Origin of the sequence: Falsiroseomonas sp. (assembly GCF_041690465.1) — a bacterium.
Classification (GTDB): domain Bacteria; phylum Pseudomonadota; class Alphaproteobacteria; order Acetobacterales; family Acetobacteraceae; genus Falsiroseomonas.
Genome location: NZ_JAWLHG010000009.1, coordinates 94,625 through 120,207 on the forward strand (window position 1 = coordinate 94,625; position 25,583 = coordinate 120,207).

The 25,583-nt window shown below is 69.6% G+C and carries 23 protein-coding genes; 11 read left to right on the forward strand and 12 right to left on the reverse strand.

What is annotated here, in order from left to right; genetic code table 11:
• Positions 1-10 precede the first annotated feature (10 nt).
• From ACESM1_RS11675 to ACESM1_RS11705, 7 genes are read right to left on the reverse strand one after another with little or no spacing between them, the layout of a single operon-like run.
• Positions 11-796 (reverse strand): SDR family NAD(P)-dependent oxidoreductase, encoded by a 786-nt coding sequence (locus ACESM1_RS11675; protein WP_372620242.1) that lies wholly within the window; start codon positions 794-796, stop codon positions 11-13.
• Positions 797-801: 5 nt separating this feature from the next.
• Entirely contained in the window at positions 802-1,773 is a 972-nt protein-coding gene (locus ACESM1_RS11680; RefSeq protein ID WP_372620243.1) for a Bug family tripartite tricarboxylate transporter substrate binding protein, read from the reverse strand.
• A 37-nt stretch (positions 1,774-1,810) separates the two neighbouring features.
• Positions 1,811-2,422: a carboxymuconolactone decarboxylase family protein gene (locus tag ACESM1_RS11685; RefSeq protein ID WP_372620245.1), complete on the reverse strand. Its 612-nt coding sequence runs from the start codon at positions 2,420-2,422 to the stop codon at positions 1,811-1,813.
• Positions 2,419-3,261: a polysaccharide deacetylase family protein gene (locus ACESM1_RS11690; protein WP_372620247.1), complete on the reverse strand. Its 843-nt coding sequence runs from the start codon at positions 3,259-3,261 to the stop codon at positions 2,419-2,421. The genes ACESM1_RS11685 and ACESM1_RS11690 overlap by 4 nt, the downstream gene beginning before the upstream one ends.
• A 3-nt stretch (positions 3,262-3,264) precedes the next feature.
• Positions 3,265-4,086, reverse strand: a complete 822-nt coding sequence (locus ACESM1_RS11695; protein ID WP_372620249.1) for an alpha/beta fold hydrolase — start codon at positions 4,084-4,086, stop codon at positions 3,265-3,267.
• A complete protein-coding gene (locus tag ACESM1_RS11700; protein WP_372620250.1) occupies positions 4,083-5,168 on the reverse strand; it encodes a ketopantoate reductase family protein in 1,086 nt (361 codons plus the stop codon). The genes ACESM1_RS11695 and ACESM1_RS11700 overlap by 4 nt, the downstream gene beginning before the upstream one ends.
• A complete protein-coding gene (locus tag ACESM1_RS11705) occupies positions 5,165-6,166 on the reverse strand; it encodes a Bug family tripartite tricarboxylate transporter substrate binding protein (protein ID WP_372620251.1) in 1,002 nt (333 codons plus the stop codon). Before ACESM1_RS11705 ends, ACESM1_RS11700 begins: the two co-directional genes overlap by 4 nt.
• Positions 6,167-6,290: 124 nt before the next feature.
• Between ACESM1_RS11705 and ACESM1_RS11710 the strand changes: the two genes are divergently transcribed.
• A complete protein-coding gene (locus ACESM1_RS11710; protein WP_372620362.1) occupies positions 6,291-6,971 on the forward strand; it encodes a GntR family transcriptional regulator in 681 nt (226 codons plus the stop codon).
• A gap of 9 nt (positions 6,972-6,980) precedes the next feature.
• Here the strand turns inward: ACESM1_RS11710 and ACESM1_RS11715 are convergent, their stop codons facing one another.
• The 3 genes from ACESM1_RS11715 to ACESM1_RS11725 are packed head-to-tail and all read right to left on the reverse strand — an operon-like array spanning position 6,981 to position 11,832.
• On the reverse strand, positions 6,981-7,748 hold the full coding sequence (locus tag ACESM1_RS11715) for an SDR family NAD(P)-dependent oxidoreductase (protein WP_372620253.1): 768 nt from the start codon (positions 7,746-7,748) through the stop codon (positions 6,981-6,983).
• A gap of 12 nt (positions 7,749-7,760) precedes the next feature.
• A complete protein-coding gene (locus ACESM1_RS11720; RefSeq protein WP_372620254.1) occupies positions 7,761-9,722 on the reverse strand; it encodes a hydantoinase B/oxoprolinase family protein in 1,962 nt (653 codons plus the stop codon).
• A gap of 28 nt (positions 9,723-9,750) precedes the next feature.
• Positions 9,751-11,832 (reverse strand): hydantoinase/oxoprolinase family protein, encoded by a 2,082-nt coding sequence (locus ACESM1_RS11725; protein ID WP_372620256.1) that lies wholly within the window; start codon positions 11,830-11,832, stop codon positions 9,751-9,753.
• 381 nt (positions 11,833-12,213) lie between these two features.
• Between ACESM1_RS11725 and ACESM1_RS11730 the strand changes: the two genes are divergently transcribed.
• The 5 genes from ACESM1_RS11730 to ACESM1_RS11750 are packed head-to-tail and all read left to right on the forward strand — an operon-like array spanning position 12,214 to position 17,679.
• Complete coding sequence (locus tag ACESM1_RS11730) at positions 12,214-13,806, forward strand: ABC transporter substrate-binding protein (RefSeq protein ID WP_372620258.1); 1,593 nt, start codon at positions 12,214-12,216, stop codon at positions 13,804-13,806.
• 40 nt (positions 13,807-13,846) lie between these two features.
• The gene (locus ACESM1_RS11735; RefSeq protein ID WP_372620260.1) at positions 13,847-14,851 is read left to right on the forward strand and encodes an ABC transporter permease; all 1,005 of its coding nucleotides are present in this window, start codon (positions 13,847-13,849) and stop codon (positions 14,849-14,851) included.
• Positions 14,851-15,705, forward strand: a complete 855-nt coding sequence (locus ACESM1_RS11740) for an ABC transporter permease (protein WP_372620262.1) — start codon at positions 14,851-14,853, stop codon at positions 15,703-15,705. Before ACESM1_RS11735 ends, ACESM1_RS11740 begins: the two co-directional genes overlap by 1 nt.
• Positions 15,695-16,711: an ABC transporter ATP-binding protein gene (locus ACESM1_RS11745; RefSeq protein ID WP_372620263.1), complete on the forward strand. Its 1,017-nt coding sequence runs from the start codon at positions 15,695-15,697 to the stop codon at positions 16,709-16,711. Before ACESM1_RS11740 ends, ACESM1_RS11745 begins: the two co-directional genes overlap by 11 nt.
• Positions 16,708-17,679, forward strand: coding sequence for an ABC transporter ATP-binding protein (locus ACESM1_RS11750; RefSeq protein WP_372620264.1), 972 nt, complete (start codon positions 16,708-16,710; stop codon positions 17,677-17,679). The genes ACESM1_RS11745 and ACESM1_RS11750 overlap by 4 nt, the downstream gene beginning before the upstream one ends.
• A gap of 6 nt (positions 17,680-17,685) precedes the next feature.
• Here ACESM1_RS11750 and ACESM1_RS11755 read toward each other — a convergent pair whose 3' ends face one another.
• Positions 17,686-18,183 (reverse strand): cupin domain-containing protein, encoded by a 498-nt coding sequence (locus ACESM1_RS11755; RefSeq protein WP_372620266.1) that lies wholly within the window; start codon positions 18,181-18,183, stop codon positions 17,686-17,688.
• Positions 18,183-19,487: an NAD(P)/FAD-dependent oxidoreductase gene (locus ACESM1_RS11760; RefSeq protein WP_372620268.1), complete on the reverse strand. Its 1,305-nt coding sequence runs from the start codon at positions 19,485-19,487 to the stop codon at positions 18,183-18,185. The genes ACESM1_RS11755 and ACESM1_RS11760 overlap by 1 nt, the downstream gene beginning before the upstream one ends.
• A gap of 85 nt (positions 19,488-19,572) precedes the next feature.
• On the opposite strand from ACESM1_RS11760, the gene ACESM1_RS11765 reads away from it, so the two are divergent.
• The 5 genes from ACESM1_RS11765 (at position 19,573) to ACESM1_RS11785 (ending at position 25,581) form a co-directional block, all read left to right on the forward strand.
• A complete protein-coding gene (locus tag ACESM1_RS11765) occupies positions 19,573-20,457 on the forward strand; it encodes a VOC family protein (RefSeq protein ID WP_372620269.1) in 885 nt (294 codons plus the stop codon).
• Positions 20,458-20,551: 94 nt separating this feature from the next.
• Positions 20,552-22,153 carry an ABC transporter substrate-binding protein gene (locus tag ACESM1_RS11770; RefSeq protein WP_372620271.1) on the forward strand — a complete coding sequence of 534 codons (1,602 nt, stop codon included), beginning with the start codon at positions 20,552-20,554 and terminating at the stop codon, positions 22,151-22,153.
• A 4-nt stretch (positions 22,154-22,157) separates the two neighbouring features.
• Positions 22,158-23,138, forward strand: a complete 981-nt coding sequence (locus tag ACESM1_RS11775) for an ABC transporter permease (protein WP_372620273.1) — start codon at positions 22,158-22,160, stop codon at positions 23,136-23,138.
• Positions 23,135-23,968, forward strand: a complete 834-nt coding sequence (locus ACESM1_RS11780; RefSeq protein WP_372620274.1) for an ABC transporter permease — start codon at positions 23,135-23,137, stop codon at positions 23,966-23,968. The genes ACESM1_RS11775 and ACESM1_RS11780 overlap by 4 nt, the downstream gene beginning before the upstream one ends.
• Positions 23,965-25,581 carry an ABC transporter ATP-binding protein gene (locus tag ACESM1_RS11785; protein ID WP_372620276.1) on the forward strand — a complete coding sequence of 539 codons (1,617 nt, stop codon included), beginning with the start codon at positions 23,965-23,967 and terminating at the stop codon, positions 25,579-25,581. Before ACESM1_RS11780 ends, ACESM1_RS11785 begins: the two co-directional genes overlap by 4 nt.
• Positions 25,582-25,583 lie beyond the last annotated feature (2 nt).

The window sequence follows — 25,583 nt, forward strand, 5'->3', positions numbered from 1 at the left end:
GCGCTGGTCCTCAATAGGCGGAACGGCCGCCATCAGCGGCGATGGTCGCACCGGTGATCATGCGCGCCGCATCCGACGCCAGAAAGACAGCGGTCGCCGCGATATGCTCCGGCTCGCCGACCCAGAAGGGGTATTCCTTGGCGCGGCCGACGGGATCCTGCGGGTCGCGGTGCGCGTCCTGCTCCGTCAGCTCGCCCCAGTCGCGTTTGATGCGGTCGGTTATCACCCGGCCGGAGGCGATGACGTTGGCGCGGATGCCCTGCTTCGCATAGGTGCCGGCCAGCGCGCGGGTCAGGCCGAGTACGGCGCTCTTCGCGGCGGTATAGACGTGGAAGGGGCTCGCCCCGCGCAGCGCGGCGCCGGAGGACATGTTGACGATGGCGCCGCCCCCGGCGCGGATCATGTGCGGGATGGCGTGGCGGCAGCAGAGAAAGGTGCCTCGCAGGTCGAGGCCGATGGTGCGGTCGAACACGTCGAGCCCCACATCGGTGATGTTGCCGTCCTGCGGATCGGTGCCGCCGGCGCAGTTGTAGAGGATGTCGAGCCGTCCGAAGCGCGCCACCGCGGCCGCGACGGCAGCGGCGACCTGCGCATCCTCGCGCAGGTCGGTGGGCAGCGCGATGGCTTCGCCGCCCGCGGCGACCACGGCCGCCGCGCTGCGTTCCGCCCGCGCGGGATCGAGCTCGCAGACCGCCACCTTGGCGCCGGCCGCGGCGAAGGCGAGGCAGGCGGCGTGGCCGATGCCGCCGCCGCCGCCGGAGATGAAGGCGACCTTGCCGTCGAGACGTGGGTTCACCGCGTTCAACCCGCCTGGATGCCGGCCTGACGGATGATCGGGCCCCATTTCGCAAGCTCCCGCTCGAAGCGGGCGCGGTACTCCTCGGGCGTGCTGCCGCGCGGGACGAAGCCGAGGGATTCGACGCGCTCCTTCACCGCAGGCACCTTCAGCACCTCCGACAATTCGCGCGCAAAGCGCTCAGCCGCCGCGGCGGGCGCGGCGGCGGGCAGCCAGAAGCCCCACATCGTCTCGGCATCCATCTCGGGCAGGCCAGCCTCGGCAAAGGTCGGGATGTCCGGCATGGAAGGCGAGCGGGCGTCGCCGGTGACGGCAATGCCTTTCAGCCGGCCGGATTCCACATGCTGGCGGGTGGAGCTGATGCCGGCGAACATGATCTGGGTCTGCCCGCCGAGCAGGGCGGTGACGCCGGGGCCTGTGCCCTGGAAAGGCACGTGCACGATGTCGATCCGTCCGACATGGCGCAGCAGCTCGCCCGATAGATGGGTGGAGGTGCCGTTGCCGCCGGAAGCGAAGTTCACCCGGCCCGGATTGGCACGCGCATAGGCCAGCAGCTCAGCCACGGTGCTCGGCGGGAAGGTCGGCGCCGCCACCAGGATCACCGGCGCGGTCGCCGCCAGCGCCACCGGCCGCAGGTCCCGCTGCGTGTCGTAGGGCAGGTTGCGATAGAGCCAGGGATTCACCGCAATGGCGGTATCGATCATCAGCATGGTGTGGCCGTCGGGCTCAGCCTTCGCGACCATGTTGGTGCCGATCGTCATGCCGCCGCCGGCGCGGTTCTCGATCAGCACCGGCTGGCCGAGCCGTTCCTGCAGATGCGGCGCGACGATGCGGCCGAGGATGTCTGTGCCGCCGCCCGGCGGCACTGGCAGGATCACGCGGATCGGCCGGCTCGGCCAGGCCTGTGCGACCGCTGGCCGCGCGAGCGTGCCGAGGGCGAGCGCCGCCGTGGCGGTGCCGAGGCTGCGTCTGCGCATAATGCGTGATCCCCTTCCCGTTCCATGCCTGGGCGACTCAGGCGACGACGCGGCCGCCGACGCGCGGCTTCTTCTGCCATTCGCGCTCGATCGCCAGCACCTCCGGCGGCTCGACCTTCACGCCGAGGCCCATGATCAGCGCACCGGCGGCGATGTAATAGGCGGCGAGCACCGCGATGTCCGTCGCCTGGCGGGGTGTGAAGCTGCGTTGCACGGCCTGCCAGGTCGCATCCGGCGTGCCGCCGAAGCCGGTGACGGCGAAGGTGAAGTCGCAGAGCGCGGTGTCGGCGGCGTTCATTCCGTCCGGCGTGCGGCCCGCCTTGATGGCCGCGAGTTCCGCCTCGGTGACGCCGGCATCGAGTGCCAGCGGCGAGTGATGCGCCCAGGCATAGGGGATGTTGCGGCCGACGATGCAGATCACCAGCTCGCGCTGGCGCTCGTTCAGCTCCGTGCCGTAGCGGCCGTAGTGGCCGACGGCGGAGAAGCGCGCCAGCGCTTCCGGCGCATGGCCGAGCGAGGTGAGCAGGTTGGAAACCCAGCCCCGGCTTTCCGCCACCTTCGCGAAGACGCCGGCGGTCTCGGGCGCCGTCTCGGGCGTCGGGTCGGGCAGGTTGCAGGCGCGGGCGGGGCCGGTCCAGTCGGCGCTCATGCCTGGCCTCCCGCCACACGGGCCCGGAACTCCTGCTGCAACTCGTCCAGGGTGAGGAACACGGCGCCCTCCGCGGTCAGGGTGTCGATCAGCTTCTCGAGCATCAGCATGCGGTGGCCGCGCCCGACGACATAGGGGTGGAAGGTGTAGACCAGCGCGCCCCATTCCTCGGTGCGCTTCATGTAGGCGAAGTCGGCCACCCAGTTCTCCAGCACGGCGTTGGCGTTGGACAGGCCGGGCAGCACCTCGGTCTTGGCGCGGATGAACTCGAAATGCGGGTGGTCGTCTAGCGACCAGCTGATGGGGATCTCCACCAGATCCGTGGTCTCGCCGAACTTCATCGGCTGGTCGGCCGCCACCACATCGCCACGTCGCGCGAAATAGGGCTGGCAGTCATGCCCCATCATGCTGCTGTCGTAGCGTAGGCCGTGCTGCGCGATCAGGTCGATGGTGCGGTCGCTGATGTCCCAGGAGGGCGAGCGGTAGCCCACGGGCTTGCGGCCGGTGAGCTTCACGATGGTTTCCACGGCTCGGCCGAACTCGTCGGCCTCCCGCTCGGCTTCCAGCCAGGCGGGCGGTACGTGGCTCCAGCCGTGATGGCCGACTTCATGGCCTTCCTTCACCACGCGCTCGCAGGCGGCGGGATAGGTCTCGATCACCACGCCGGGGATGTACCAGCTCGACCTGATGCCGCGCGCGTGAAGCAGGTCCAGCAGGCGCGCGGCGCCGACCACGCCGAACTCGCCGCGCGAGGTGGGCGTCGGTGTGGTCATGCCGCGGGCGGCAAAGCCGGACCAGGTGTCGAAGTCGAAGGAGAGGCAGGCGATGTGGCGTGGCATGGCTCAGACCTTCGGATGGCCGAACTTCGCCGAGAGGAAGGCCAGGATGTCGCTCACGCAGCGATCGGCCATCATGTCGGCGATGTTGTGCGGCATGTGGGGATACTCGATCATCTTCACGTCCGGGATGCGCTCGCGCATCGTATCGTAGCTGTTGGCGCTGCCGACGGTCTCGCCGCCGGGATAGATCACCAGGGTCGGCGCCTTGATGCGCGGAAGCTCCTCGCTCCATTCCTGGGTCGCCATGTAGCCGATGAAGCGCACGACATAGGCGGGGTCGTTCTCCGCCGTCTGCTTCAGGAACCACTGCACCATGCCGGGATCGGTGCTCTCCAGGTCGAAGCGCATGGCGATGGTGCGCGTCAGGAAGGGTGTCAGGCCCTCCTTCTCGATCATCGGCAGCCAGTCCAGCGCGCTGGGGCTGAGGCCGGGGGTGGAGCCGACGACCGCGAGTCCCAGCACGCGCTCCGGCCGGGTGATCGCCAGCTTCTGCGCCAGGTAGCCGCCGGCGGAATTGGCGACGATGTGCGCCTGCTTCGCGCCCACGGTGTCCATGAGCTCCTCGACGTCCTTCACGAAGCGGTCCATCGAGAGTGGTGTTTCGGGCTTCGGAACCTCTGATCCGCCGTGGCCGCGAAGATCCATTCGCACGACGCGGAAGTGCCGTGCCAGGCCGGGCACCCAGGAGTAGAAGCGCTGCGAGTCGCCCATCGCCGAATGCAGCAGCACCAGCGTCGGCGGCGACGTCCAGGGGTCGGTGAAGTCATCGATGTAGTAGGCGATCTTCAGGCCGTCGCTCGCCGTGAAGCTCTGGCGTTCCGTCATGCGGTGGTGCTCTCCGTCTGCCCGGCGATGCGGGCGATGTTGCCGGGATCGAGGGGCAGGCGCCCGCGCTCGGCCTCGGCGATCAGCGCGGCGATGCGCGCATGGGTAGGCGCGGGAAGGCCGAGGCGCGCGGCCTCCTGCGCGATGTAGCCGTTGAAGAAGGCGACCTCCGTGGGACGGCCCTTGGAAAGGTCCTGCAGCGTGCCGGACATGCCGCCCTCCGCCATGCTCGCCGCCTGCACGGCCATGGCCGCGAGCGCCGCCGTCTTTGCCTGCGGATCGCCCTGGGCGGCGTGTCGCCAGGTTTCCGGCGGTTCGCCGAACAGCTTCTGGAGTCGGAAGCCCAGCGCCTCGCCCACAGCGATCGCCTCGGCGGCGAGGCGGATGGCGATGCGGCGGGTGTCCTCTCGCGAATAGACCTGCTTCAGCGAGAGGCCGGTCAGCCCGGACAGACCGGAGGTCATCGTGTTGGCCGTCAGCTTCGACCAGCGCTCGGTCCAGAGATCGGTGGTGACCGCGCTGGTATCGGCGGCAGAGAGCAACGCCGCGATCCGCTCCGCGCGCGGCGTGCGGCGGCCATGCACCTCGCCCACCTTGAACACCGTCCCGCCGGCGGCACCACGCTTGCGCGACCGCTGCATCTCGCCGGGGCCGGCGAGCAGCACGTCGAGTCCGCTGCCGATGGCGCCCAGCACGCGCCCCCACCCGAGGGCACGTGCCACCCGCTCCTCCACCAGTGCATTCTGCAGCGTCACCACCGGCACCGAGGGCGAAAGCCACGTGGCGAGCAGCGCGGCCGCCCAGTCGGTGTCGTAGAGCTTCACGGTGAGGAAGGCGACCTCCGCGTCCAGCGATCGCAAGCGATGCGCCTCGCCGAGATGCCAGGCCTCCGGATGGGTGCGCTGCGCGCCTTCGGGGCTGTTCAGCAGCAGGCCGTTGGCCTGGATGGCGGCGACATGCTCGGGCCAAGCGTCGATCAGCACCACCTCGTGGCCGGCAGCCGCGAGGCTGCCGGCGACAAAGCTGCCGACCGCGCCGCCGCCGAGCAGCGCGATGCGGCCCGGGGCGGCCGCGCCGCTCATGTCGGCGTGATGCCGGCCCGCCGCACGATATCCGCGAACTTCACCTTGTCGGCGGCGATGCGCTGCGCGAAGGCGTCGGGGCCCAGCTTGCCCGGAGTGATGCCTTGCGCCGCGAAGCGTTCGCCGAAGGCTGCACCGTCGAGGATCGGCCGCACCGCGCCATGCGCCTTCTCCACGATCGCGCGCGGAAGCCCCTTCGGACCGACCAGACCCCACCAGGCGCCCATGTCGAAGCCCGGATAGCCGCTCTCGGCGACGGTCGGGATGTTGGGCGCCATGGCGAGGCGCTCGGCGCTGGAAACGGCCAAGCCGCGCAGCGTACCGGCCTGGATGTGCGGCCAGGTGGGCGGCACGGAGATGAAGGAGACCTGCACGCGGCCGGCGGTGAGGTCCACCATCGCGTCGGCGTCGCCGCGATAGGGCACGTGGTTCATCTCGATGCCCGTCACCGCCATGAACAGGCTTGAGGTGAGATGCGGGCCGGCGCCGACGCCGGAGGAGGCGTAGCTCAGCGCTCCAGGCCGCGATTTCGCCAGAGCCACCAGTTCCGCGACGTTGCGCGCCGGCACGCTGCTATGCACGACGAGGAAGTAGGGCGCGGAGGCGCAGAGGGCGATCGGCGTGAAGTCGGCGACCGGGTCGAAGCTCACATCGCGTCGCACGAAGGGGGCCAGCACCTGCGCGCTCGACATCATGTAGAGCGTCTCGCCGTCCGGCGCGGCGCGCTTCGCCGTGTCGGCGGCGATGGTCCCGGCGGCACCGGTGCGGTTCTCCACCGTGAAGGGCTGCTTCAGCGCCTCGGCGAGCGGCGCGGCGACGGCACGTGCGACCAGGTCGTTGGCGCCGCCGGCGGGATAGCCGACAAGGATGCGGACCGGCCGTGTCGGCCAGTCGGTCGCCTGCGCCCAGGCGGGGCCCGCGAGTGCGGCGCTACCGAGCCCGAGCAACGCGCCGCGGCGCGTGATGGCGCCGCCGGGTGCCTTCGACTGATCATGCATGGTGCTGTTCTCCCTGTCTTGTCGCGCAGACCGTAGCGTGATGCGCCGGCGCACTGGAATCGCCTGCTGGCCGCCTTGCATGCCCAGCCTTACCCGAGCGTCATACGTGATATATCAGTTGAGCATGACACTCGACCCACGCCAGCGCAAGCGGGCCTCCGCAGCGCAGCCGATCGTCTTCCCGAGCCGGCAGGAGACCGTGGCCGCGGCCTTGCGGCTCGACATCCTGCGTGGCCGCGCGAGCGCCGGATCGCGGCTGGACATCGACGAGATCGCCGCCCGGCACGGCGTCAGCCGCACGCCGGTCCGCGACGCGCTGAAACAACTCGAGGGTGAGGGCCTGGTGCAGGTCCTGCCTTACCGCGGCGTGGAGGTGACGCGACTTTCCGGCGAGGATCTGCGGGAGCTCTTTTCCATCCGCATCGCGCTGGAGCGGTTGGCGGTGGCGCGGGCCGCCGCGAATGTCTCGCTCGCGGAATTGGAAGGGCTGCGGAAGATCCTGCGGCGGATGGATCGCGCGCGTGGGCGCGATCAGTCATGGACCACGCTGAACACCTCGTTCCACGACGCGGTGCATGCGGCCTCTCGCTCGCCACGCCTTATCGAGATGATCCGCGTGCAGAGGACGAATGTGGACCGCTACGTCCGGGCCGGCGCCGCCGACCTCGGGACCGAGGCACAGCAGCAGGAGCATTGGGCGCTGCTGGAGTCGCTGGCCGCGCGCGATGCCGCGGCCGCACAGTCCGTCATCGAGCGCCATCTGACCCGTACGGCGGAGACGCTGGTGCGCCTGGCCGGCGCCTGACGGCCCCGCTCAACTCCGCGCTCGGGTGGAGGCGCCGTCCCGACGGTTGATGTGCCCGCCGGCGCCGACATCGAGCACTGATCCGGTCATGAAGGCCGCCTCGTCCGAGCAGAGGAACAGGATCGCGCCCGCGAAATCCTCCGGACGGTTGGCACGGCCGAGCAGGTTGCGCGCACGGATCGCATCGGCATAGCCCGCCGGCATGGTCACTTCGGCGCTGCCCTCGGCGAACCCCGGCCGGGCGGAGTTCACCCGCACGCCGGAGGGGCCGAGTTCCAGGGCGAAGGCGCGCGTCAGGTACTCCAGCGCGCATTTGGAGGCGCCGTACGGCACGCCGTTGCCGCGGATCACCTCGGCGGCGGAAGAGGTGACGTTGACGATCGAGCCGCGCCCGGCCGCCGCCATCGCACGGCCGATGCCCTGCATGAGCCGGAATGGCGCGCGGGTGTTGACGTCGAGGATCAGGTCGTATTCCGCAGGCGTCACCTCCATCAACGGGATGAAGGGGTAGAGGCCGGCATTGTTGATCAACACCTCGGGCGCGCCGCCCGCGGTCGCGGCCGCCACCAGCCCGTCGAGCGCCGCGTCGTCGCGCAGGTCGGCGGCGTGCAGCGCGAGGCGCGATGCCGGCAGGTCCGGCGCACCGGCGGCGAGCGCGGCGGGGTCACGGTCCGAGAGCAGCAGCATGGCGCCTTCGGATGCGAAGGCGGCGGCCAGGGCACGGCCATAGACCCCGGCGGCACCGGTGATGACGACCTTGCGATTCTCGTAGCGCATCGGCGTGGTCCTTCAGGCGATCTGCGGGAACTCGGCATGCAGCGCGGCGCGGGCCGCCCGCACCTCGGTGCCGTCGCCGCGCCGGTTCGGATCCGCGGCGACGGCGGCGAAGATCCGGCGCTTGGCATAGTGGCGCCAATGCACAGGCAGGCCAGCAAGCGCTTCGGTCAGCACGGCGTAGTTGGCTTCCGTCCAGACCAGCTCGAAAGCCGCGCGTTCGGGGCCAGCGTCGAAGGCGGGCTGCGGCGCGGCGGCCATCGCCGCGCGGCGGGCTTCGGTGGCGAGGGGATCGCCGGGCACCACGCCATAGTCGCGCGCCGCCGCTTCGGCGCTGACCTTGCCGGCCGCGACATCATCGAGCACCGCCTCGACAGGCCGCTGCCAGGGCGGGCCCCAGCCGGACGCGCCGGAGCAGACGATGCGGATCACGTCGCCGGGATCGAGCGCGACGACATCGGTGTTGCCCAGGTTCTCGGCGCGCGGCGTCCCCGGGTTGCGCCAGAACTCCGAAGGCGCACCGGCACGCCCGCCCAGCACGCCCCAGGAGCGGAAATGCGTGCGGTCGCGGTTGCGCGCCGTCACCACCGTGCCCGGCGCCTGCACGCGGAACTCCAGCACCGTCGCCAGCCCGCCGCGATGCAACCCGGCCCCGCCGGAGTCCGGCGAGAGGCCGTAGCGCAGCACGCGTATCGGCACCTCCGCCTCGTTGATCTCGACCGGCGTGTTCTTGAGGAAGCCGCTATTCGCGCCGGAGCCGTCCATCCCATCGCCGAAGGGCGAGCCACCGGCGCCGCCGGTGATCGGGTCGATCGCCGCCATCACGCGGCGGCCGGTGCGGTTGTCGGTGGTATTGACGTTGGTCATCGGCCCGCCGCTCGCTGGGCCGGCGGGCAGCCGCTCCGGCACGGCACGCTGGAAGGCGCCCATGACCACGCCCTGCAGCCGCATGCAGGTCATGGACCGCATGCCGACCGCGGCGGGGAAGACCGGGTTGAGAACCGTCCCCTCGGGCACGATGCAGGTCGCCGGGCGCGTGAGCCCGCTGTTCAGCAGCACCGTCGGGTCGAGCGTGTAGAGAACGTAGTTCCAGCCGACCATGAGCAGGATGTGCCGCGGATCACCTCCCGTCGGCATGTTGAGCGATGCGGCGAGCTGCGGGTCGGAGCCGGTGAAGTCCAGCTCCGCCGCCTCGCCGCGGATGCGCAGCGTCAGCTTGAGTCGGCAGGGAAGGCCGCCGGGGCTGTCCTCGTCCATGTAGTCGGTGAATGCATATTCGCCGTCCGGGATGGTGGCGAGCACGCGGCGCGCCTGGCGCTCCGCCAGGTCGAGAAGCTCGGCGATGCCGGTGCGGAAGGTCTCGATGCCGAAGCGCCGGATCATCTCATGGACCTTGCGTTCGCCGGTGTTCATGGCGGCGAGCTGCGCCTTCAGGTCGCCCCAGTTCTGTGTCGGCGCGCGCACGTTGGTGAGCATGATGTCGAGCAGGCCTTCGTCGAGCACGCCCTCCCGCACCAGCTTGCGCGGCGGGAAGCGGATGCCTTCCTGATGCACCTCGGTGAGCGCACGCGAGAGCGAGGCAGGCACCGCACCGCCGACATCGGTGTTGTGGATGTGGCCGACCGCGAAGCAGACCAGCTCACCCTGCCAGAACACCGGCTTCCACAGATGGATGTCCGGTGAGTGGGTGCAGACGAAGCCGCTGTAGGGGTCGTTCGTCATGCAGACATCGCCTTCGCGATACTCCGCAATGGCACGGATCACCGGCCCGTAATCGAGGCCGACGAACCAGGTGGCGCCGAGCTCGCGCGGCGAGGCGAAGGTCTGCCCGCTCGGCGTGGTGAGGCCGGTGGTGAAGTCTTCCGTTTCCTTCACGAAGGTGGAATGGGCGGTGCGGAACAGCGTGAAGGCCATGCTCTCGGCCGCGGCCTGGGCGTGGTTGGCCAGGATCTGCAGCGTGACAGGATCGATGCTCACAGTCGGTTCCCTCATCTGCGCGGCCGGTTCAGACCCGCGCACCTTGCGGCGCTTTGGTCGTCGGAGGCGGTGCGGCAGTTCCCAGGCGCAGATTGCCGAAGCGATCCACCTCGCCCGACATGCCGGGCGGGATGCAGGTGGTGCAATCCTCCTGCAGCACGATGCAGGGGCCGGCGAAGCGGTGGCCGTGGCGGAGCGCCTCGCGGCGATAGAGCGGCGCGCGGCGGCTGGCGCCGTCGAGGAAAACCGCGGTCTCGCCGATCGGCTCCGGCGTTCCGGAGACGCGCTCCTGCTCCGGGAAGCGCGGGATGGGGACTGCGCCGGCGGCCACCATGCGCAACGCGATCGCCTGGATCGGCGCAGCGCGGTCGGCATGGCCGTAGAGCTGCTCATGCGCCTGGTGGAAGGCGTCCGCCATGGCGGGCAGGTCGCCGGCTGCGAGCCATTCGGGCCGGAGCTTCACCTCGATCTCGAAGGACTGGCCGCGGTAGCGCATCTCTGCGGCTGGCAGCAGCTGGGCCTCGCCGGAGAAGCCCTGTTCCTCGCGCAGCCATCGAAGTGCCTGCGCCTCCAGCCGTGAGAAGCTGGCCAGCAGACCGGGCAGGGAGGGCGCGTCGAGATCGGCATAGACGGTCTCGAGGAAATCGTTGCGGATGTCGGCGATCAGCCCGCCCAGCGCCGAGAGCACGCCGGGTGTCGCCGGTACCAGCACCTCGCGCATGCCGAGTTCGCGCGCGAGCAATCCGCCGAGCATCGGGCCGGCGCCACCGAAGGGCATCAGGCAGAAATCGCGCGCGTCCACGCCCTGCCGCGCGGCGAGCTTGCTGACCTCCTTGTACATGCCGCTGACCGCGACCTGCACGATGGCCTCCGCTGCCGCCTCGCGCGAGCGGCCGAGCGCCGCGGCGATGCTGTCCACCGCCTGTTCCGCCAGGTCGCGGCGAACGGTGACGCTGCCATAGCCGAGCTCGCCATGCCCGATCCAGCCGAGCACGCACATCGCATCCGTGATGGTGGGCCGCGTGCCGCCGCGGCCGTAGCAGGCCGGGCCGGGCGTGGAGCCGGCGCTCTCCGGCCCAACGGTCAGGCGACCCAGCGCGTCCACCGCCGCGATCGAACCGCCGCCCTCGCCGATGGAGGAAACGGCCACGGTCGGAATGTAGACGGGGAAATCCCCCACGCGCTCCCCCGTGCCATAGCCCGGCGCGCCCTCCAGGATGACCGCGACATCGGCGCTGGTGCCGCCGATGTCGAGGCTCATCGCCCGCGCCACGCCTGCCTGGCGCGCGACGAAGCCGGCGCCGATCGCGCCGGCGGCGGTGCCGGAGAGCAGCATCTCGACGCAGCGTGTCTTGCCGAGCTCGGCGCGCATCACGCCGCCATTGGATTTGGTGACCATCGCCTCCGCCTGCACGCCGGCGCGCTTCAGCGCGGCCTGCAGCGAGCCGAGGTAATGCGCCACGCGTGGCTGCACATGGCCATGCACGCAGGCGGTGACGGTTCGCTCGTATTCGCGGATGATCGGCCAGACCTCGGCCGAGCAGAACACCGGCAGGTCCGGGCGCCGCGCGGCGATGATCGCCCTGGCGGCGTGCTCATGCGCCGGGTTGCGCCACGCATGCAGCAGCGCGAGGACGATGCCCTCGGCGCCGGCCGCTTCCGCCGCGGCCAGCGCCGCTTCCACGCTGGCGGCATCGAGCGGCTCCGCCTCGCTGCCATCGGCGAGCAGGCGGCCGTCCACCTCCAGCACGCGTTCCCGCGGCACCAGGGGGGGCGGGCGGCGCGAAAGCAGGTGGTAGGGGTCCGGCGTCTTCAGGCGTGCGAGCTCCAGCACGTCACGGAAGTGCCGCGTCACGAACAGTGCGAGCGGGATCCCCTTGCGCTGGATCACCGCATTGACGCCGACCGTGGTGCCGTGGGTGAACCAGGTTATCGCGTCGGGGCCGATGCCGAAGCGCTGCTCCAGGCCCTGCAGCCCGGCGATCACCTCGGCGCCCGGCGTGGCCGGTGTGGAGAGGACCTTGAGAGTCGAGAGCGCGCCGGTCGCCTCGTCCAGAAGGCAGAAATCAGCGAAGGTGCCGCCGATGTCAACGCCGACGCGGTGGGCCATGCGGGTCGGATCTCCAGAGCCGGGAACGGTGCGGCACCACGCTAGGCGGGCGGGCGAGGGGCGGCAATGTCCACCTCCGGCGATCCTCGGTCGGCACCCCGCTATGCGCGGCCGGATCGCCTCTGCCAGCGCGTTCGACACCATGGGCCCGCAAGGTCGCTGCTCGGCGCATGCCGCTGACGAGTCGCGGCTCCGCAAGCCGGCGAGTTGGCCGGGCGATAGGTTGAGCGGGCCGCGCGGCACCCGGCCGAGGCGATCGTGCGAGACAACATGCGCGGGCTGGACACGGCGGCTTGACGTGCCTCGCCGCTGGTGGCCAGCATTGGCGCGGGAGACGACGGCGTCGGCGCTCCGGCGCATGCAGGCAAGGAGGCGGAAGCGATGCAGGACGTAATGAGGGCGGCAAGCGCCGCCGGCGCTGGCCGGCGCAACCTGTTGCGTGCGGGAGTGGCGGGCGCCGCCCTGGGTGCCCTCGGCATGCCGGGCGCCGCCATGGCGCAGTCGCGCGGGCGCATCGCCTTCGCGAACGGCAGCGCCTACGACACCATGGACCCGCATGCGACCTTCGATGTCGGCCGTGTGGCCTATCGGCTCAACCTGTATGATGGGCTGATGCGCTGGCTCGGCAACCCGCCGCAGCTGGAGCCTTGGCTGGCGGAGAGCTTCACAGTCTCCGAAGACGGCAAGCAGTACGTTTTCAAGTTGCGCCAGGGCGCCAAGTTTCACGACGGCACGGACCTCACCGCAGAGGACGTGGTGTATTCGATGGAGCGTATCCTGGCCGTGAAGAAGGGAGCCTACCCGCTCTTCGCGACCCTGGTGGACCCCGGCTCGACCAAGGCGCGGGACCGCCACACGGTCGAATTCAACCTTAAGGCGGCCTCGGCGATCTTTGCGGCGACCACGCACGACATCTACGTGGTGAACAGTGCGCTGCTGAAGCGCAACGAGCGCGACGGGGACTGGGGCCAGGGCTGGATCGCGCGCAACGACGCGGGCTCCGGCTCCTACATCCTGCGTCGCTTCGACCCGGCGCGCGGCTTCCTCGCGCAGCGCTTCGACGGCCACTTCAAGGGGCCGGCCGGGCTGCAGGAAATCGACTTCCGCTACGTGGCGGAGGTAAACAGCCGTGTGCTCGGCCTGATCCGTGGCGATTTCCAGGGGACTGATCCCTACATGCCGCAGGACCAGATCACGCGCCTGCAGGGCGACCCCAACATGAACGTCATGGAGGCGGAATCCACGCGCCTCTTCTATGCCACGATGCACCACAAGCGGCCGCCCTTCAACGACATCAACTTCCGCAAGGCCATCTGCCACTGCTTCGACTATGATGGCTGGATCAACAACATCCTCAGCGGCTCCGTCGTCCGCAACACGCACGTCATCCCCAATCCGATGTGGGGGGCGCCGACGGATGTCGCGGGCTACACATTCGATATCGACAAGGCCAAGTGGTACCTTGGGCGGGTGCAGGCGCCGCTGCGCGAGATCACGGTGGCCGGCATGATCGGCTACGAGCAGTCCATGCAGGCTGCGGCGCTGCTGCAGAATGGGCTGACGCGGGCCGGCATCCAGAGCCGGCTGGTGAACGAGCCATGGCCGGTGGTGTCCAACAAGATGCGCGATCCGGAGCAGATGTACGACATGCTGTTCCTGTGGCGCAGCACCTACTACGCGGACCCGCACAACTGGGCGGGTGAGCTTCTCGCGACCGAGCGCCACCGCGGGGGCAACGCCAGCTACTACAGCAACCCCGAGGTTGACAGCCTGCTCGCCCGGGCGCTCGCCGAATCCGACCAGGCGAAACGCAAGCCGCTCTACGAGCAGGTTGCGCGGATCACCAGCGAGGATGCGGCCGCGCTCTTCATCCACAACACGAAATGGTACGGCCCGTTCCGCAAGAACGTGCAAGGCGTGCGGTTCTGCCCGATCGGCGACGGGCAGGAGATGCGCTGGCTCAGCATCACGTGAGGGCTGCGGCTGCAGGCGGGGCGGCGGAGAGCGCCGCCCCGTGAAGACGCTTGTCCTGGTCGTCAACCGGCTTGCCTGGTTCATCCCGACGCTGCTCGGGCTGCTGGCGATCGTATTCTTCATCTCGCACGTCATCCCCGCCGATCCGGCGGCCTTCGTCGCCGGGGAGAACGCATCGCCGGCGACGATCGCCGAGATCCGCGCGCGGCTCGGGCTCGACCAGCCGCTGCACATCCAGTTCTGGCGCTACATCCAATCCATATTCTCCGGGGAGATGGGGCGCAGCATCTACACCGGCCGGCCAGTCGCCGAGGATCTTCTGAGTCGCTTGCCGGCGACGCTGGAACTCGCGCTTGCCGCGGTGGTGGTGGCGAGCATCATCGGCGTGCCCCTTGGCGTTCTCAGCGCACTTCGCCGCAACTCGATGCTCGACCACGGGCTGCGCGTGGTGACGATCGCGGGGCTGGCCATCGCCAGCTTCTGGTTCGCGATCCTGCTGCAGCTGTTCTTCTCGATGCGCCTCGGCATCACGCCACTTCACGGCCGGATCGAGGGCTGGGGGCCGGAGCAGATCACCGGCTTCTACACCATCGATGCGCTGATCCTGCGGGACACGGAGGTGCTGTTCGACGCGCTGCGCCACATGATCCTGCCGGTGGCAACGCTTGCGCTGCCGGCAACGGCGACCATCGTGCGCTTCACCCGCGCGGGCGTGCTGAACGCGCTGCAATCGAACTACGTGCTGTATGAGACGGCGATGGGCTATCCGCGGCGCCTGGTGGTGTGGAAATACGTGCTGCGCAACGCACTGATCGGCACTGTGACGCAGATCGGCCTGATCTTCGGCATCCTCCTCGCCGGCGCGGTGGTGGTGGAGGCGGTGTTCGACTGGCCCGGCCTCGGCATGTTTGCCGTCAACTCCATCCTCAACTCGGACTACAACGCCGTGATGGGGTTCACCCTGATCGCCGGCGCCATGTTCATCGTGGTGAACCTGCTGGTGGACATCCTGCACGGCATGATCGACCCGCGGGAAACCCGCTGATGCTCTTCATCCTGCGCAAGCTGGCGGAGGACCGCGCCGCACTGGTCGGCCTCGGGCTGATCCTGCTGCTGGTGCTGGCGGCCATCCTGGCGCCAGTTCTCTCGACGCATCCCGGTGATGTGACGGAGTTCCACACCGCCAGGCGGCTCAGCCCGCCAGGTCCGGAGAACTGGCTCGGCACCGACCGGATGGGCAGCGACATCTATTCGCGCCTGCTCTATGGCGCGCGTATCACCATCACCATCGCGGTTACCGCGATCACCGTCGCGGTCGTCATCGGCGTGCCGATCGGGCTGATCGCCGGCTATTACGAGGGCCTCGGCAGCGATCTTCTGATGCGCCTCTCGGACGTCTTCCTCGCCGTGCCGCAGATCGTCCTGGCGATTGCGATCGCCCAGACCCTCGGTCCTTCCATCGAGAACGTCATCCTGGCCTTGTCGGCGACCTACTGGCCGTTCTGGGCGCGGCTGGTCTATGCCGAGACGCGCTCGATGAAGAACGAGCCCTTTGTGGAAGCGGCAATCGCACTCGGCTGCTCGCCGCTGCGGGTGATGGTGCTGCACATCCTGCCTTCGATCTCCTCCTCGATCATCGTGCGCACCACGATCGGGATGGGCGGCACCATCCTCACGGCGGCGACGCTCGGCTTCCTTGGCCTCGGCCCGCCACCGCCGACGCCGGAATGGGGGCGCACCATCGCGGAATCGCGGGAATTCCTGCCGATGGCCTGGTGGTACGCAGCGTTCCCGGGGCTGGCGATCTTCCTGGTGGTGATGGGATTCAACCTGCTCGGCGACGGGCTGCGCGACGTGCTCGATCCACGGCTTCGGCGGGCGGCCCGGCATGGCAAGTGAGCTGATCGCCGTTCGCGGGTTGCGGGTCTCCTTCGCCTCCGATGCCGGCCTCGCACGCGTGCTGGATGGCGTGGATTTCGGCATCCGCCGCGGTGAGATCATGGGCCTTGTCGGCGAATCCGGCTGCGGCAAGACGACGCTCGCGCGCGCCATCCTTGGCATCCTGCCGGGCAACAACGCACGCATAGATGGTGGCGAGATCCTGTTCGAGGGGCGCAATCTGCTCGAACTGAGCGAGGATCGCCTTGCGACGGAACTGCGCGGGCGGGAGATCGCCTACATTCCGCAGGATCCCTTCACGGCGTTCAATCCGGTCTTCACCATCGGCACGCAGATCGACGACCTGATGCGCTTCAAGTCGCCGCTGCTGCGCACCCAGCCGGAGATGCCGCGCCGCGAGCGGCAGCGTGCCGACCGCGCGCGCGTTGTCGAAATGCTGCGCCTCGTGCAACTGCCGGATCCGGAGGGCGTGCTGCGGAAATACCCGCACGAGGTCTCCGGCGGCCAGCGTCAGCGCTTGATGATTGCCATGGCGCTGCTGCCGGATCCGAAGCTCGTGATCGCCGACGAACCGACCACGGCGCTCGACGTGACCGTGCAGGCGCAGATCCTGAAGATCCTGAAACAGCTCGCACGGGAGCGCGGCGTGGCGGTACTCTTCACCACCCACGACCTCGGCACCGCCTACGAGATCTGCGACCGCATCACCGTGATGTATGCCGGGCAGGAAGTGGAAGAAGCGCCGGTCGCCAGCTTCTTCGAGCGGCCTTCGCATCCGTACACGCGCAAGCTGCTCGACAGCCTGCCGTCATCCGAGAACGGGATACGCGGCATCGCCGGCGAGATACCTCGGCTGGTGGATCCACCCTCCGGGTGTCGCTTCCATCCGCGCTGCGATCGTGCAACGGAGGCATGCCAGGCGCAGCGCCCGCCGCCTTCCGCGGTGGACGAGGCGCACAGCGTGCGATGCCACCATCCTCTGCTGGCGACGGGAAACGCCGTATGAGGCCCGCCGAGCCGATCCTGCGGATCGAGAACCTCAGCAAGCACTTCCCGGTGCGCAATGTGTGGAAGCGCCGGATCGGCTGGCTTCGGGCAGTGGACGATGTTTCGCTCGAGGTCGGGCGCGGCGAGATCCTTGGCATTGTCGGGGAATCGGGGTGCGGGAAATCCACGCTCGGCAAGACGCTGATGGGCATCCATCCCGCCTCTGCCGGCCGCGTCGTGTACGAGGGCAACGACATCGTCGGCCTCAAGCCGCATCAGAGCCGCAAATACCGGGAGCATGTGCAGTACTGCTACCAGGATCCCGGCGCTTCGCTCGATCCGCGCTGGACCATCCGCAATTCGCTCCATGAGCCGCTGATCGTCCACACCAGCCTGCCCGAGGACGAACGCGAGCGGCGCGTGCGCGAGATCCTGCGCGCGGTCGGACTGCCGGAGACACATCTCGATCTGTATCCGCACGAGATCAGCGGCGGCCAGCAGCGGCGCGTCGGGCTGGCGCGCATTCTCACGCTTAAGCCCTCCGTCGTGATCCTGGACGAGCCGACCTCGGGCCTGGACGTCTCGGTGCAGGCGACGATCCTGAACCTGTTCCTCGACCTGCAGCGCGCCTTCGGCCTGACCTACCTCTTCATCTCGCACGATCTGTCGGTGGTGCGGCTGATCTGCGACCGGGTGGCGGTCATGTATCTCGGCCGCATCGTGGAGATCGGCGAGACGCAGGCGGTGTTCGAGAACCCGCGGCACCCCTATACGCAGTCGCTGCTGGCAGCGATCCCGAAGATCGGCGGCCCCCGCGTGACCGACACCTTCGCCCTCGAAGGCGAGCCGCCGAGCCCGACCAACATGCCCTCCGGCTGCCGCTTCCGCACGCGCTGCCCTCGTGCGCAGGCGCTGTGCGCCGAGCAGGACCCGCCGCTGCGCGCGGACTGGCCGAAGCAGCAGGCCGCCTGCCACTTCGCGGAGTGATCGGCCTCAGCGCGTCGGGGTCTGTTCCGCCCAGCCGAACACGGTGCGGCGCTCGATCTCCGCGACGTCCGCCGGGCGCGGGAAGGCCTCTGGTGCGGGCTCGCCTGGGCTGCGGGGGCGCCCGATGGCGGCGAAGAAATCTTCCAGTCCGCCGGGGGTCAGGAACCACACGAAGGTCAGCGGCTGCGGGCCCGGGTTGATGAAGGCGTGCCGCCGGTTGCGGCCGAGGTAAAGGGTTGAGCCCGGCTCGATGGCGCGGTCCTCGCCGTCCAGCCGTGCGAGACCGTGGCCGGAGACGACGTGGATCACCTCCTCGTGCCGGTCATGCGCGTGCTCGCGGACCATGCAGCCGGGCGCCACGGTCTGGGTGCCCATGGAGAAGTTGGTGCCGAGCTCCCGCCCGCTGAGGATGCAGCGTACGAAGCCGTTCGCTGGCACGGGCTGCCAGTAGCTTGCGCCCTCCTCCGGACCGACGAGCCGGACCTCGCCTCTTTCGCCGTCCATCACGCCACCTCCCTTGCATCACGCCAGCGATACAGCATCAGCATCAGCGGTGCGACGCGGCGCGCCACGCCGTGCAGCGGCATCGGCGTCGGCTCGGTGAAGGGAAGGCCGAGCTCGGTCTCGGGCGTCCCCTGCACGGCGCGCGCGAACTCGCGCCCGAGCGCGACCGAGAGCGCCACGGCGCGGCCGTTGCAGCCGGCCCAGGCATAGCCGTCCGGCCCCAGCCGATGCAGCCGCGGGAAGTAGTCGGGCGTCATGCTGAGATTGCCGCTCCAGACATGGTCGAAGCGTATCTCGCCGATCTGCGGCCAGAGCCGTTGCAGGCGTGCGGCGATGAGCGGCCGCAGGCGCCGCGCCTGGTCCATCTGCAGCGCCAGAGCGCCGCCGGTGACGAGCCGGCCGCGTGCATCCCAGCGGGAGAAGTACAGCTCGCCATGCGTGTCGGACATCGCCTGGCGGCCGGGGATGATCGTCGCCGCGACGTTGTGCGAGATCGGCTGCGTCGCCAGCTGCCACGAGAGCGTCGGCACCATCTCGCGCGCGACATCCGGTGCGAGTTCACTGCTGAACGCGCCGGTATAGGCGTTGGTCGCCAGCACGAGCGCGCGCGCGGTCACGCTGCCGCCGGCCGTCGTCACCACCCAGCTTCCGTCGCGATGCTCGATCCGCTCTGCGGGTGAGCGGGCGAAGATGCGGGCACCGAGCGCGAGCGCGGTCTGCGCCATGCCGCGGGCCAGCGCGAGCGGGTTCACATGGCCGCCGCTGCGGTTCCACCAGCCGCCATGCCAGGCCTCGGAGCCGAGCATGTCGCGCACCCGCGCGCGGTCCAGCAGCTCGACCGGTGCGCCGCGGCCTCCCCATTCGCGGACGCGCTTCTCCGCGACCTTCATGCGCCCCGGCGTGTGTACGGGCTGCACCCAGCCGGTCTGCTCCGCCTCCGCCGGGATCGCGTGCCGGCGAACCAGGTCGAACAGCGTCGAGGCGCTGTCGCGTAGCACGGCTACGAAGCGCTCGCCGGCCTCGCCATGCCGCGCGACAATGGCGGAAGGGTCGTGCTTTGAGAGCGTCGGGATCACCTGGCCGTTGTTGCGCCCGGAGGCACCCCAGCCGGGCTCCGCGGCTTCCACCACCATCACCGGCACGCCCGCCTCGCGCAGGTGGATGGCGGTGGAGAGGCCGGTGAAGCCGGCGCCGATCACCACCACCTCGGCCTGCTCCGGGCCGTGCAGCACCGGCAGCTCCGGCCCGGGCGGGGTCACCGCGGCCCAGAGGGAGGGCGGCCAGGTGACGCCCGTGCTTGTCATCGCGATTCCGTCCTCGCTGCGTTCGCTCACTGCATCAAAGCCAAGGGCGGGCTGAGGCTCAAGAGACGTTGCGCGCGCCGCCGCCATGCGCTGCTATCCCGACAAGGCGATGGAGGCGGTGGCGATGGCATTGCGGCATGTGATCGGGCTCGACCATGTGGTCGTCTCGGTGCGGGATCTGGATGCCGCGGCGGCGGCCTGGCGGAAGCTCGGTTTCACCGTCTCGCCGCGCGGCACGCACAGCGCGCATATGGGCTCGGGCAACTACACGATGATGTTCGGCGAGGACTACATCGAACTCCTGGGCGTGCTGACACCGACACCGCACAATGCCCCGATGCGCGCCTTCCTGGAGACACGGGAAGGGCTGGAGCGCGCCGCCTTCACCACCGATGACGCCGCGGCCGGGGCCGAGGAACTGCGCGCACGAGGCATCGCTGCGATCGGCCCGGTCCATTTCGGTCGGCCGGTGACGCTGCCCGACGGAGGCCAGGCGGAGGCCCGCTTCAACGTCTTCCAGTGGCCTGTCGAGGAGAAGCCGGGCGGCCTGCGGATCTTCGCCTGCCAGCATCTGACGCGCGAGAATGTGTGGATCCCTGCGCTGCAGTCGCACCCCAACGGCGCTGCGCGCATCCTGCGGCTCGAGGTGCTGACGGCCGATCCTGCCGGGGCTTCCGCGCACATGGCCATGCTGCTCGACCGCGCGGCGGAGCAGGAATCGGACGGCGCACAGCGCGTGCCGACGGGCAGCGGACGCGCCGACATTGTCTTTCTGGACCGCACCATGCTGGCCGCGCGCCATCCGGGCGTGACGCTGGAGGGCCTGCCGGCCGAAGGTGCGGCTGCGCTGGTGCTCGGCACGCACGATGCCGAGGCAACGGCGCGCAGCCTCGGCGTCGCGCCCGGCGCAACGCTTGCCGTGCCGGCGACCGCCGCCAGCGGCATCATGCTCCGCTTCCTGCCCATGTGAGCAGGTTCTTCTTATTCCGGGGCGCGCGTTGACGGAGCGCCCCCCGGCACATCATGTTGCATCGCAACACAGGCCGTCCTGGAGCTTCACCGCCATGACCCTCACCCGCCGTGCCGCCCTGGCCACCTCCGCCGCGCTCGCTTCCAGCGTGCTGATGCCGCAGCGCACCTTCGCGCAAGAGCAGCCGCGCCGTGGCGGCGTGATGACGGTGCATTTCGCCACCGAGCAACGCATTCTCAACCCCAGCCTGCAGGCCTCCACCGGCGTCTATATCGTCGGCGGCAAGATCCAGGAGCCGATGCTGGACCTGGACGAAGCGGGCAACCCGACGCCGTGCCTGGCCGAAAGCTGGGAGAGCTCGCCGGATGGCAAGGCCATCACCTTCAGGCTGCGCCGTGGCGTGACCTGGCACGACGGCAAGCCCTTCACCTCCGCCGACGTGCAGTTCACGGCGATGGAGATGTGGAAGAAGATCCAGAACTACGGCACTGCGCTGCAGCTGTTCCTGACCGCGGTGGACACGCCGGATCCGCACACGGCAGTGTTCCGCTACGAGCGGCCGATGCCACTGAACCTGCTTCTGCGTGCGCTGACCGATCTCGGCTATGTCTCGGCGAAGCACGTCTATGAAGGCAGCAACATCCGGCAGAACCCGGCGAACACCGCTCCGGTCGGCACGGGTCCCTTCAAGTTCATGCAGTATGAGCGCGGGCAGTTCATCATCGCCGAGCGCAACCCGAACTACTGGCGCAACAATTTCCCCTATCTCGACCGCATCGTCTGGCGCGTCGTGGGCGACCGGTCGGCGGCGGCGGCGCAGATGGAGGCGGGGCAGATCCTGTTCGCGCCCTATTCCTCGCTGGCGATCGCGGATTTCCAGCGCCTGGGCGACGACCCCCGCTTCGAAGTGACGACGCGCGGCAACGAGGGGAATGCCCGCACCAACACGCTGGAGTTCAACTTCCGCAACCCGCTCCTGGCCGACATCCGCGTGCGCCGGGCCATAGCGCACGCGATCGACGTGCCGTTCTTCATCGAGAACTTCCTCGGCGACTTCGCCAAGCGCGGTACCGGCCCGATCCCCTCCGTCTCGACCGACTACTATCCAGGCGCCGACATGCCGCAATATGCGTTCGACCGGCGCAAGGCGAACGCGCTGCTGGACGAGGCCGGCCACCGCCGCGGGGCGGGCGGGGTGCGCTTCAACCTGCGCCTGCACCCGGCACCCTGGGGCGAGGACATCGCGCTGTGGTCCACCTTCATCCAGCAGTCGCTGCAGGAGGTCGGAATCCGCGTGGAGGTCGTGCGGCTGGATGCAGCGGGTTTCCTGCGCACCGTCTACAACGACTGGAACTTCGACCTTGCGACCGGCTGGCACCAGTACCGCAGCGATCCCGCGGTCTCGACGACCGTCTGGTACCGCTCCGGCCAGCCGAAGGGTGCGCCCTGGACCAACCAGTGGGGCTGGGAGGACCCGGAGACCGACCGGATCATCGATGCTGCGCAGACCGAGCTCGACCCCGCGAAGCGCAAGGCCCTCTACGCAGACTTCGTTCGCCGCGTGAACACCGAGCTGCCGCTGTGGATGCCCATCGAGCAGATCTTCGTCTCGGTGTTCAACAAGCGACTGCGCAACTATGCCAACAACCCGCGCTGGGCGTCGTCCTCCTGGCACGATCTCTGGCTCGCTGAGTGATCCGATGCGGGTTCTTGCGCTGGCAGGAAGGCGGCTAGCCGCCTCCCTACCTACGCTGCTGATCATCCTGGTCGGCATGTTCCTGCTGCTGCAGCTTGCGCCGGGTGACACGGTGGATGCGCTGATCGCGCAGACGGGCGGCGGCGGCGATGCACGCGTCGCGGCGGAGCTGCGCGCCTTCTATGGGCTCGATCTCTCGGTCCCGGCGCAGCTCGGCAATTACCTCTGGCGCCTGGTGCGGCTCGACCTTGGCTTCTCGTCGATCTACGGCAAGCCGGTTTCGACGGTGATCCTGGAACGGCTGCCGGCGACGCTGCTGCTGATGACGGCGGCGCTTTCCTTCGCCTTCTTCGTCGGGCTGGTGCTGGGCGTGCTGGCGGCGCGGCGGGTGAATGGCTGGCCGGACACGCTGATCTCCACGCTCGGCCTGGTCTTCTATGCGACACCTTCCTTCTGGTTCGGGCTGATGGCGATCGTGCTGTTTGCCGTACACCTGGAATGGCTGCCGGCCGGCGGCTTCGAGGAGATCGGCGCCGGCTATACGGGTCTGCGCCGCGCGCTCGACATCGCGAAGCACCTTGTGCTGCCGACGCTGACCCTCGGGCTGATCTTCCTGGCGATCTACCTGCGCATCATGCGTGCCTCCATGCTGGAGGTGCTGAGCCTCGATTTCGTGCGCACCGCGCGCGCCAAGGGGCTGGACGAGACGCGGGTGGTGGTGCGTCACGTGCTGCGCAACGCACTGCTGCCGATGGTGACCCTGGTCGGGCTGCAGGCCGGCACCATGCTCGGCGGATCGGTGGTGGTGGAGAGCGTCTTCTCCCTGCCGGGGCTCGGGCGGCTTGCCTATGAATCCGTGGTGCAGCGGGATCTCAACACGCTGCTCGGCATCGTCTTCGTCTCCGCCATCCTGGTGATCAGCGTGAACTTTCTGGTGGACCTGCTCTATGCGCGGCTGGATCCGCGGATCGGGGCGGGCCAGTGAGGCGGACCCTTTTCGCCTATCTGCGCAGCCCTTCTGCGATCCTCGGGCTGCTTCTGCTGCTGGCGGTGATCGGCATGGCTTTGACCGCCGACTGGTTCTTCCCGCGCGATCCGCTCTCGCTCGCCGGGCGGCCGCTGCAATGGCCAGGCGCAAGCCCGCGCTTTCCGCTGGGAACCGACAATTCCGGGCGCGACATCGCGGCGCAGATCTTCCACGGCGCGCGGATCTCGCTGCTGATCGGGGTGGTCGCCACCTCCATCGCCATCGCGGTCGGCATCGTGGTGGGCGCGCTGGCCGGCTATCATGGCGGCTGGGTGGACGACGTGCTGATGCGTGTCACCGAGGCCTTCCAGACGCTGCCCAATTTCCTGCTGCTGCTCGTCTTCGTCGCCGTCTTCGGCTCCGACATCATGACCGTCACCGTCGCCATCGGCGCCGTCTCCTGGCCTGCGCCGGCGCGGCTGACCCGGGCGGAATTCCTCAGCCTGCGCAACAGGGAGTTCGTCCAGGCATGCCGCACGCTGGGGATGGGCGACGGGCGGATCATCTTCCGCGAGGTGCTGCCCAACGCGCTGCCGCCGGTGATCGTCTATGCCTCGGTCGTCATGGCGGTGGCGATCCTGCTGGAGAGCGCGCTGGCCTTCCTGCGCCTGTCCGATCCGAACGTCGCCTCCTGGGGCAACCTGATCGGGCTGGGGCGCGACGTGCTGCGCGCGCAATGGTACGTCTCCGCCATCCCGGGTGTCGCGATCCTCGTCACTGTGCTGGCGGTGTCGCTGGTCGGGCAGGGGCTGAACGACGCGCTGAACCCCAGGCTGCGCGGCCGATGAGCGCGGTGCTGACGCTGGAGGGCCTGACCGTCGCGCTGCCGAAGGGCGCCGACCGGCCGCATGCGCTGAAGGATGTCTCGCTCACCCTGAATGCCAACGAGATCCTCTGCGTGGTCGGCGAATCGGGCTCCGGCAAGTCCATGACGGCCAGCGCCATCATGCGCCTGCTGCCGCACGGCGTGCGCATCGAGGGGGGCGCGATCCGCTTCGAGGGTCGTGACCTCGCCACGGTTGATGAGCGCACCATGCGGGCGATCCGTGGTGCCGGCATCGCCATGGTGTTCCAGGAGCCGATGACGGCGCTGAACCCGCTGCACACCGTTGGCGACCAGATCGGCGAGATGTTCCGCATCCATGGCGGCGTGCCCGCACGGGAAGTCGCCGCCCGCACGCTCGCGCTGCTGGAAGAGGTGCGGATTCCCGATCCGGCGCAGGCGGCGCGCGCCTATCCGCACGAGCTGTCCGGCGGCCAGCGCCAGCGCGCGATGATCGCCATGGCGCTGGCGCTCGATCCCAGGGTGCTGATCGCCGACGAGCCGACGACGGCGCTGGACGTGACCACCCAGGCGCAGATCCTGCACCTGATCCGTGAGCTCCAGCGCCGCAAGGGCACCGCCGTGCTGTTCATCACCCATGATTTCGGCGTGGTGGCGGAAATCGCGGACCGCGTGGCGGTGATGCAGCATGGCCTGGTGGTGGAGCAGGGGCCGGCGGAGAAGGTGCTGAACGCGCCGGCGCATCCCTACACGCGCGCCCTCGTCGCCGCGGTGCCGCCACTCGCCGCACCGCCACCACGTCCCATCGCGGCGGAGCCGATCCTCGTGATGGAGGATGTGCGCAAGACCTACCGCACCGGCGGCTTCCTCGGCCGTGGCAGCCGCGTGACGCATGCGGTGCGCGGCGTCTCGCTGACCTTGCCGCGGGGTGCGACGCTCGGCGTGGTGGGGGAGTCGGGCTCCGGGAAGTCGACGCTCGCGCGCTGCATCGTGCGGCTGATCGAGCCCGACGGCGGCGCCATCCGGCTGGGCGGGAAGGACCTGCTCGGCCTGCGCCGGCGGGAGATGCGCGCGGCGGCGCGGCGGGTGCAGATGGTGTTCCAGGACCCCTTCGGCTCGCTCAACCCGCGCCGCCGCGCGGGCGAGCTGGTGGCGCAGGGGCCGATCGTGCACGGCGCGAACCCGGCCGCCGCCATGGCGCGGGCGAAGGAGCTGTTCGCGCTGGTCGGCCTAGACCCCGCCTCCACCGACCGCTTCCCGCACGAATTCAGTGGCGGGCAGCGCCAGCGCATCGGCCTGGCACGCGCGTTGGCGCTGGAGCCGGAGGTGCTGGTGGCGGATGAGCCGGTGTCTGCCCTCGACGTCTCGGTGCAGGCGCAGGTGCTGCGACTACTGGCGGAGCTGCGGGAGCGGCTCGGCCTGTCCATTGTGTTCATCACCCACGATCTCCGCGTCGCCGCACAGGTCTGCGATCTTGTCGCGGTGATGAAGGATGGCGAGGTGGTGGAGCACGGCCCGATCGGCGCGGTGTTCAACAGCCCGCAGCATGCCTACACGCAGGCATTGCTGGCCTCGGTTCCCGGTCGGCATTTCGCGCTGGCGGCGCAGGAAGCCTGACG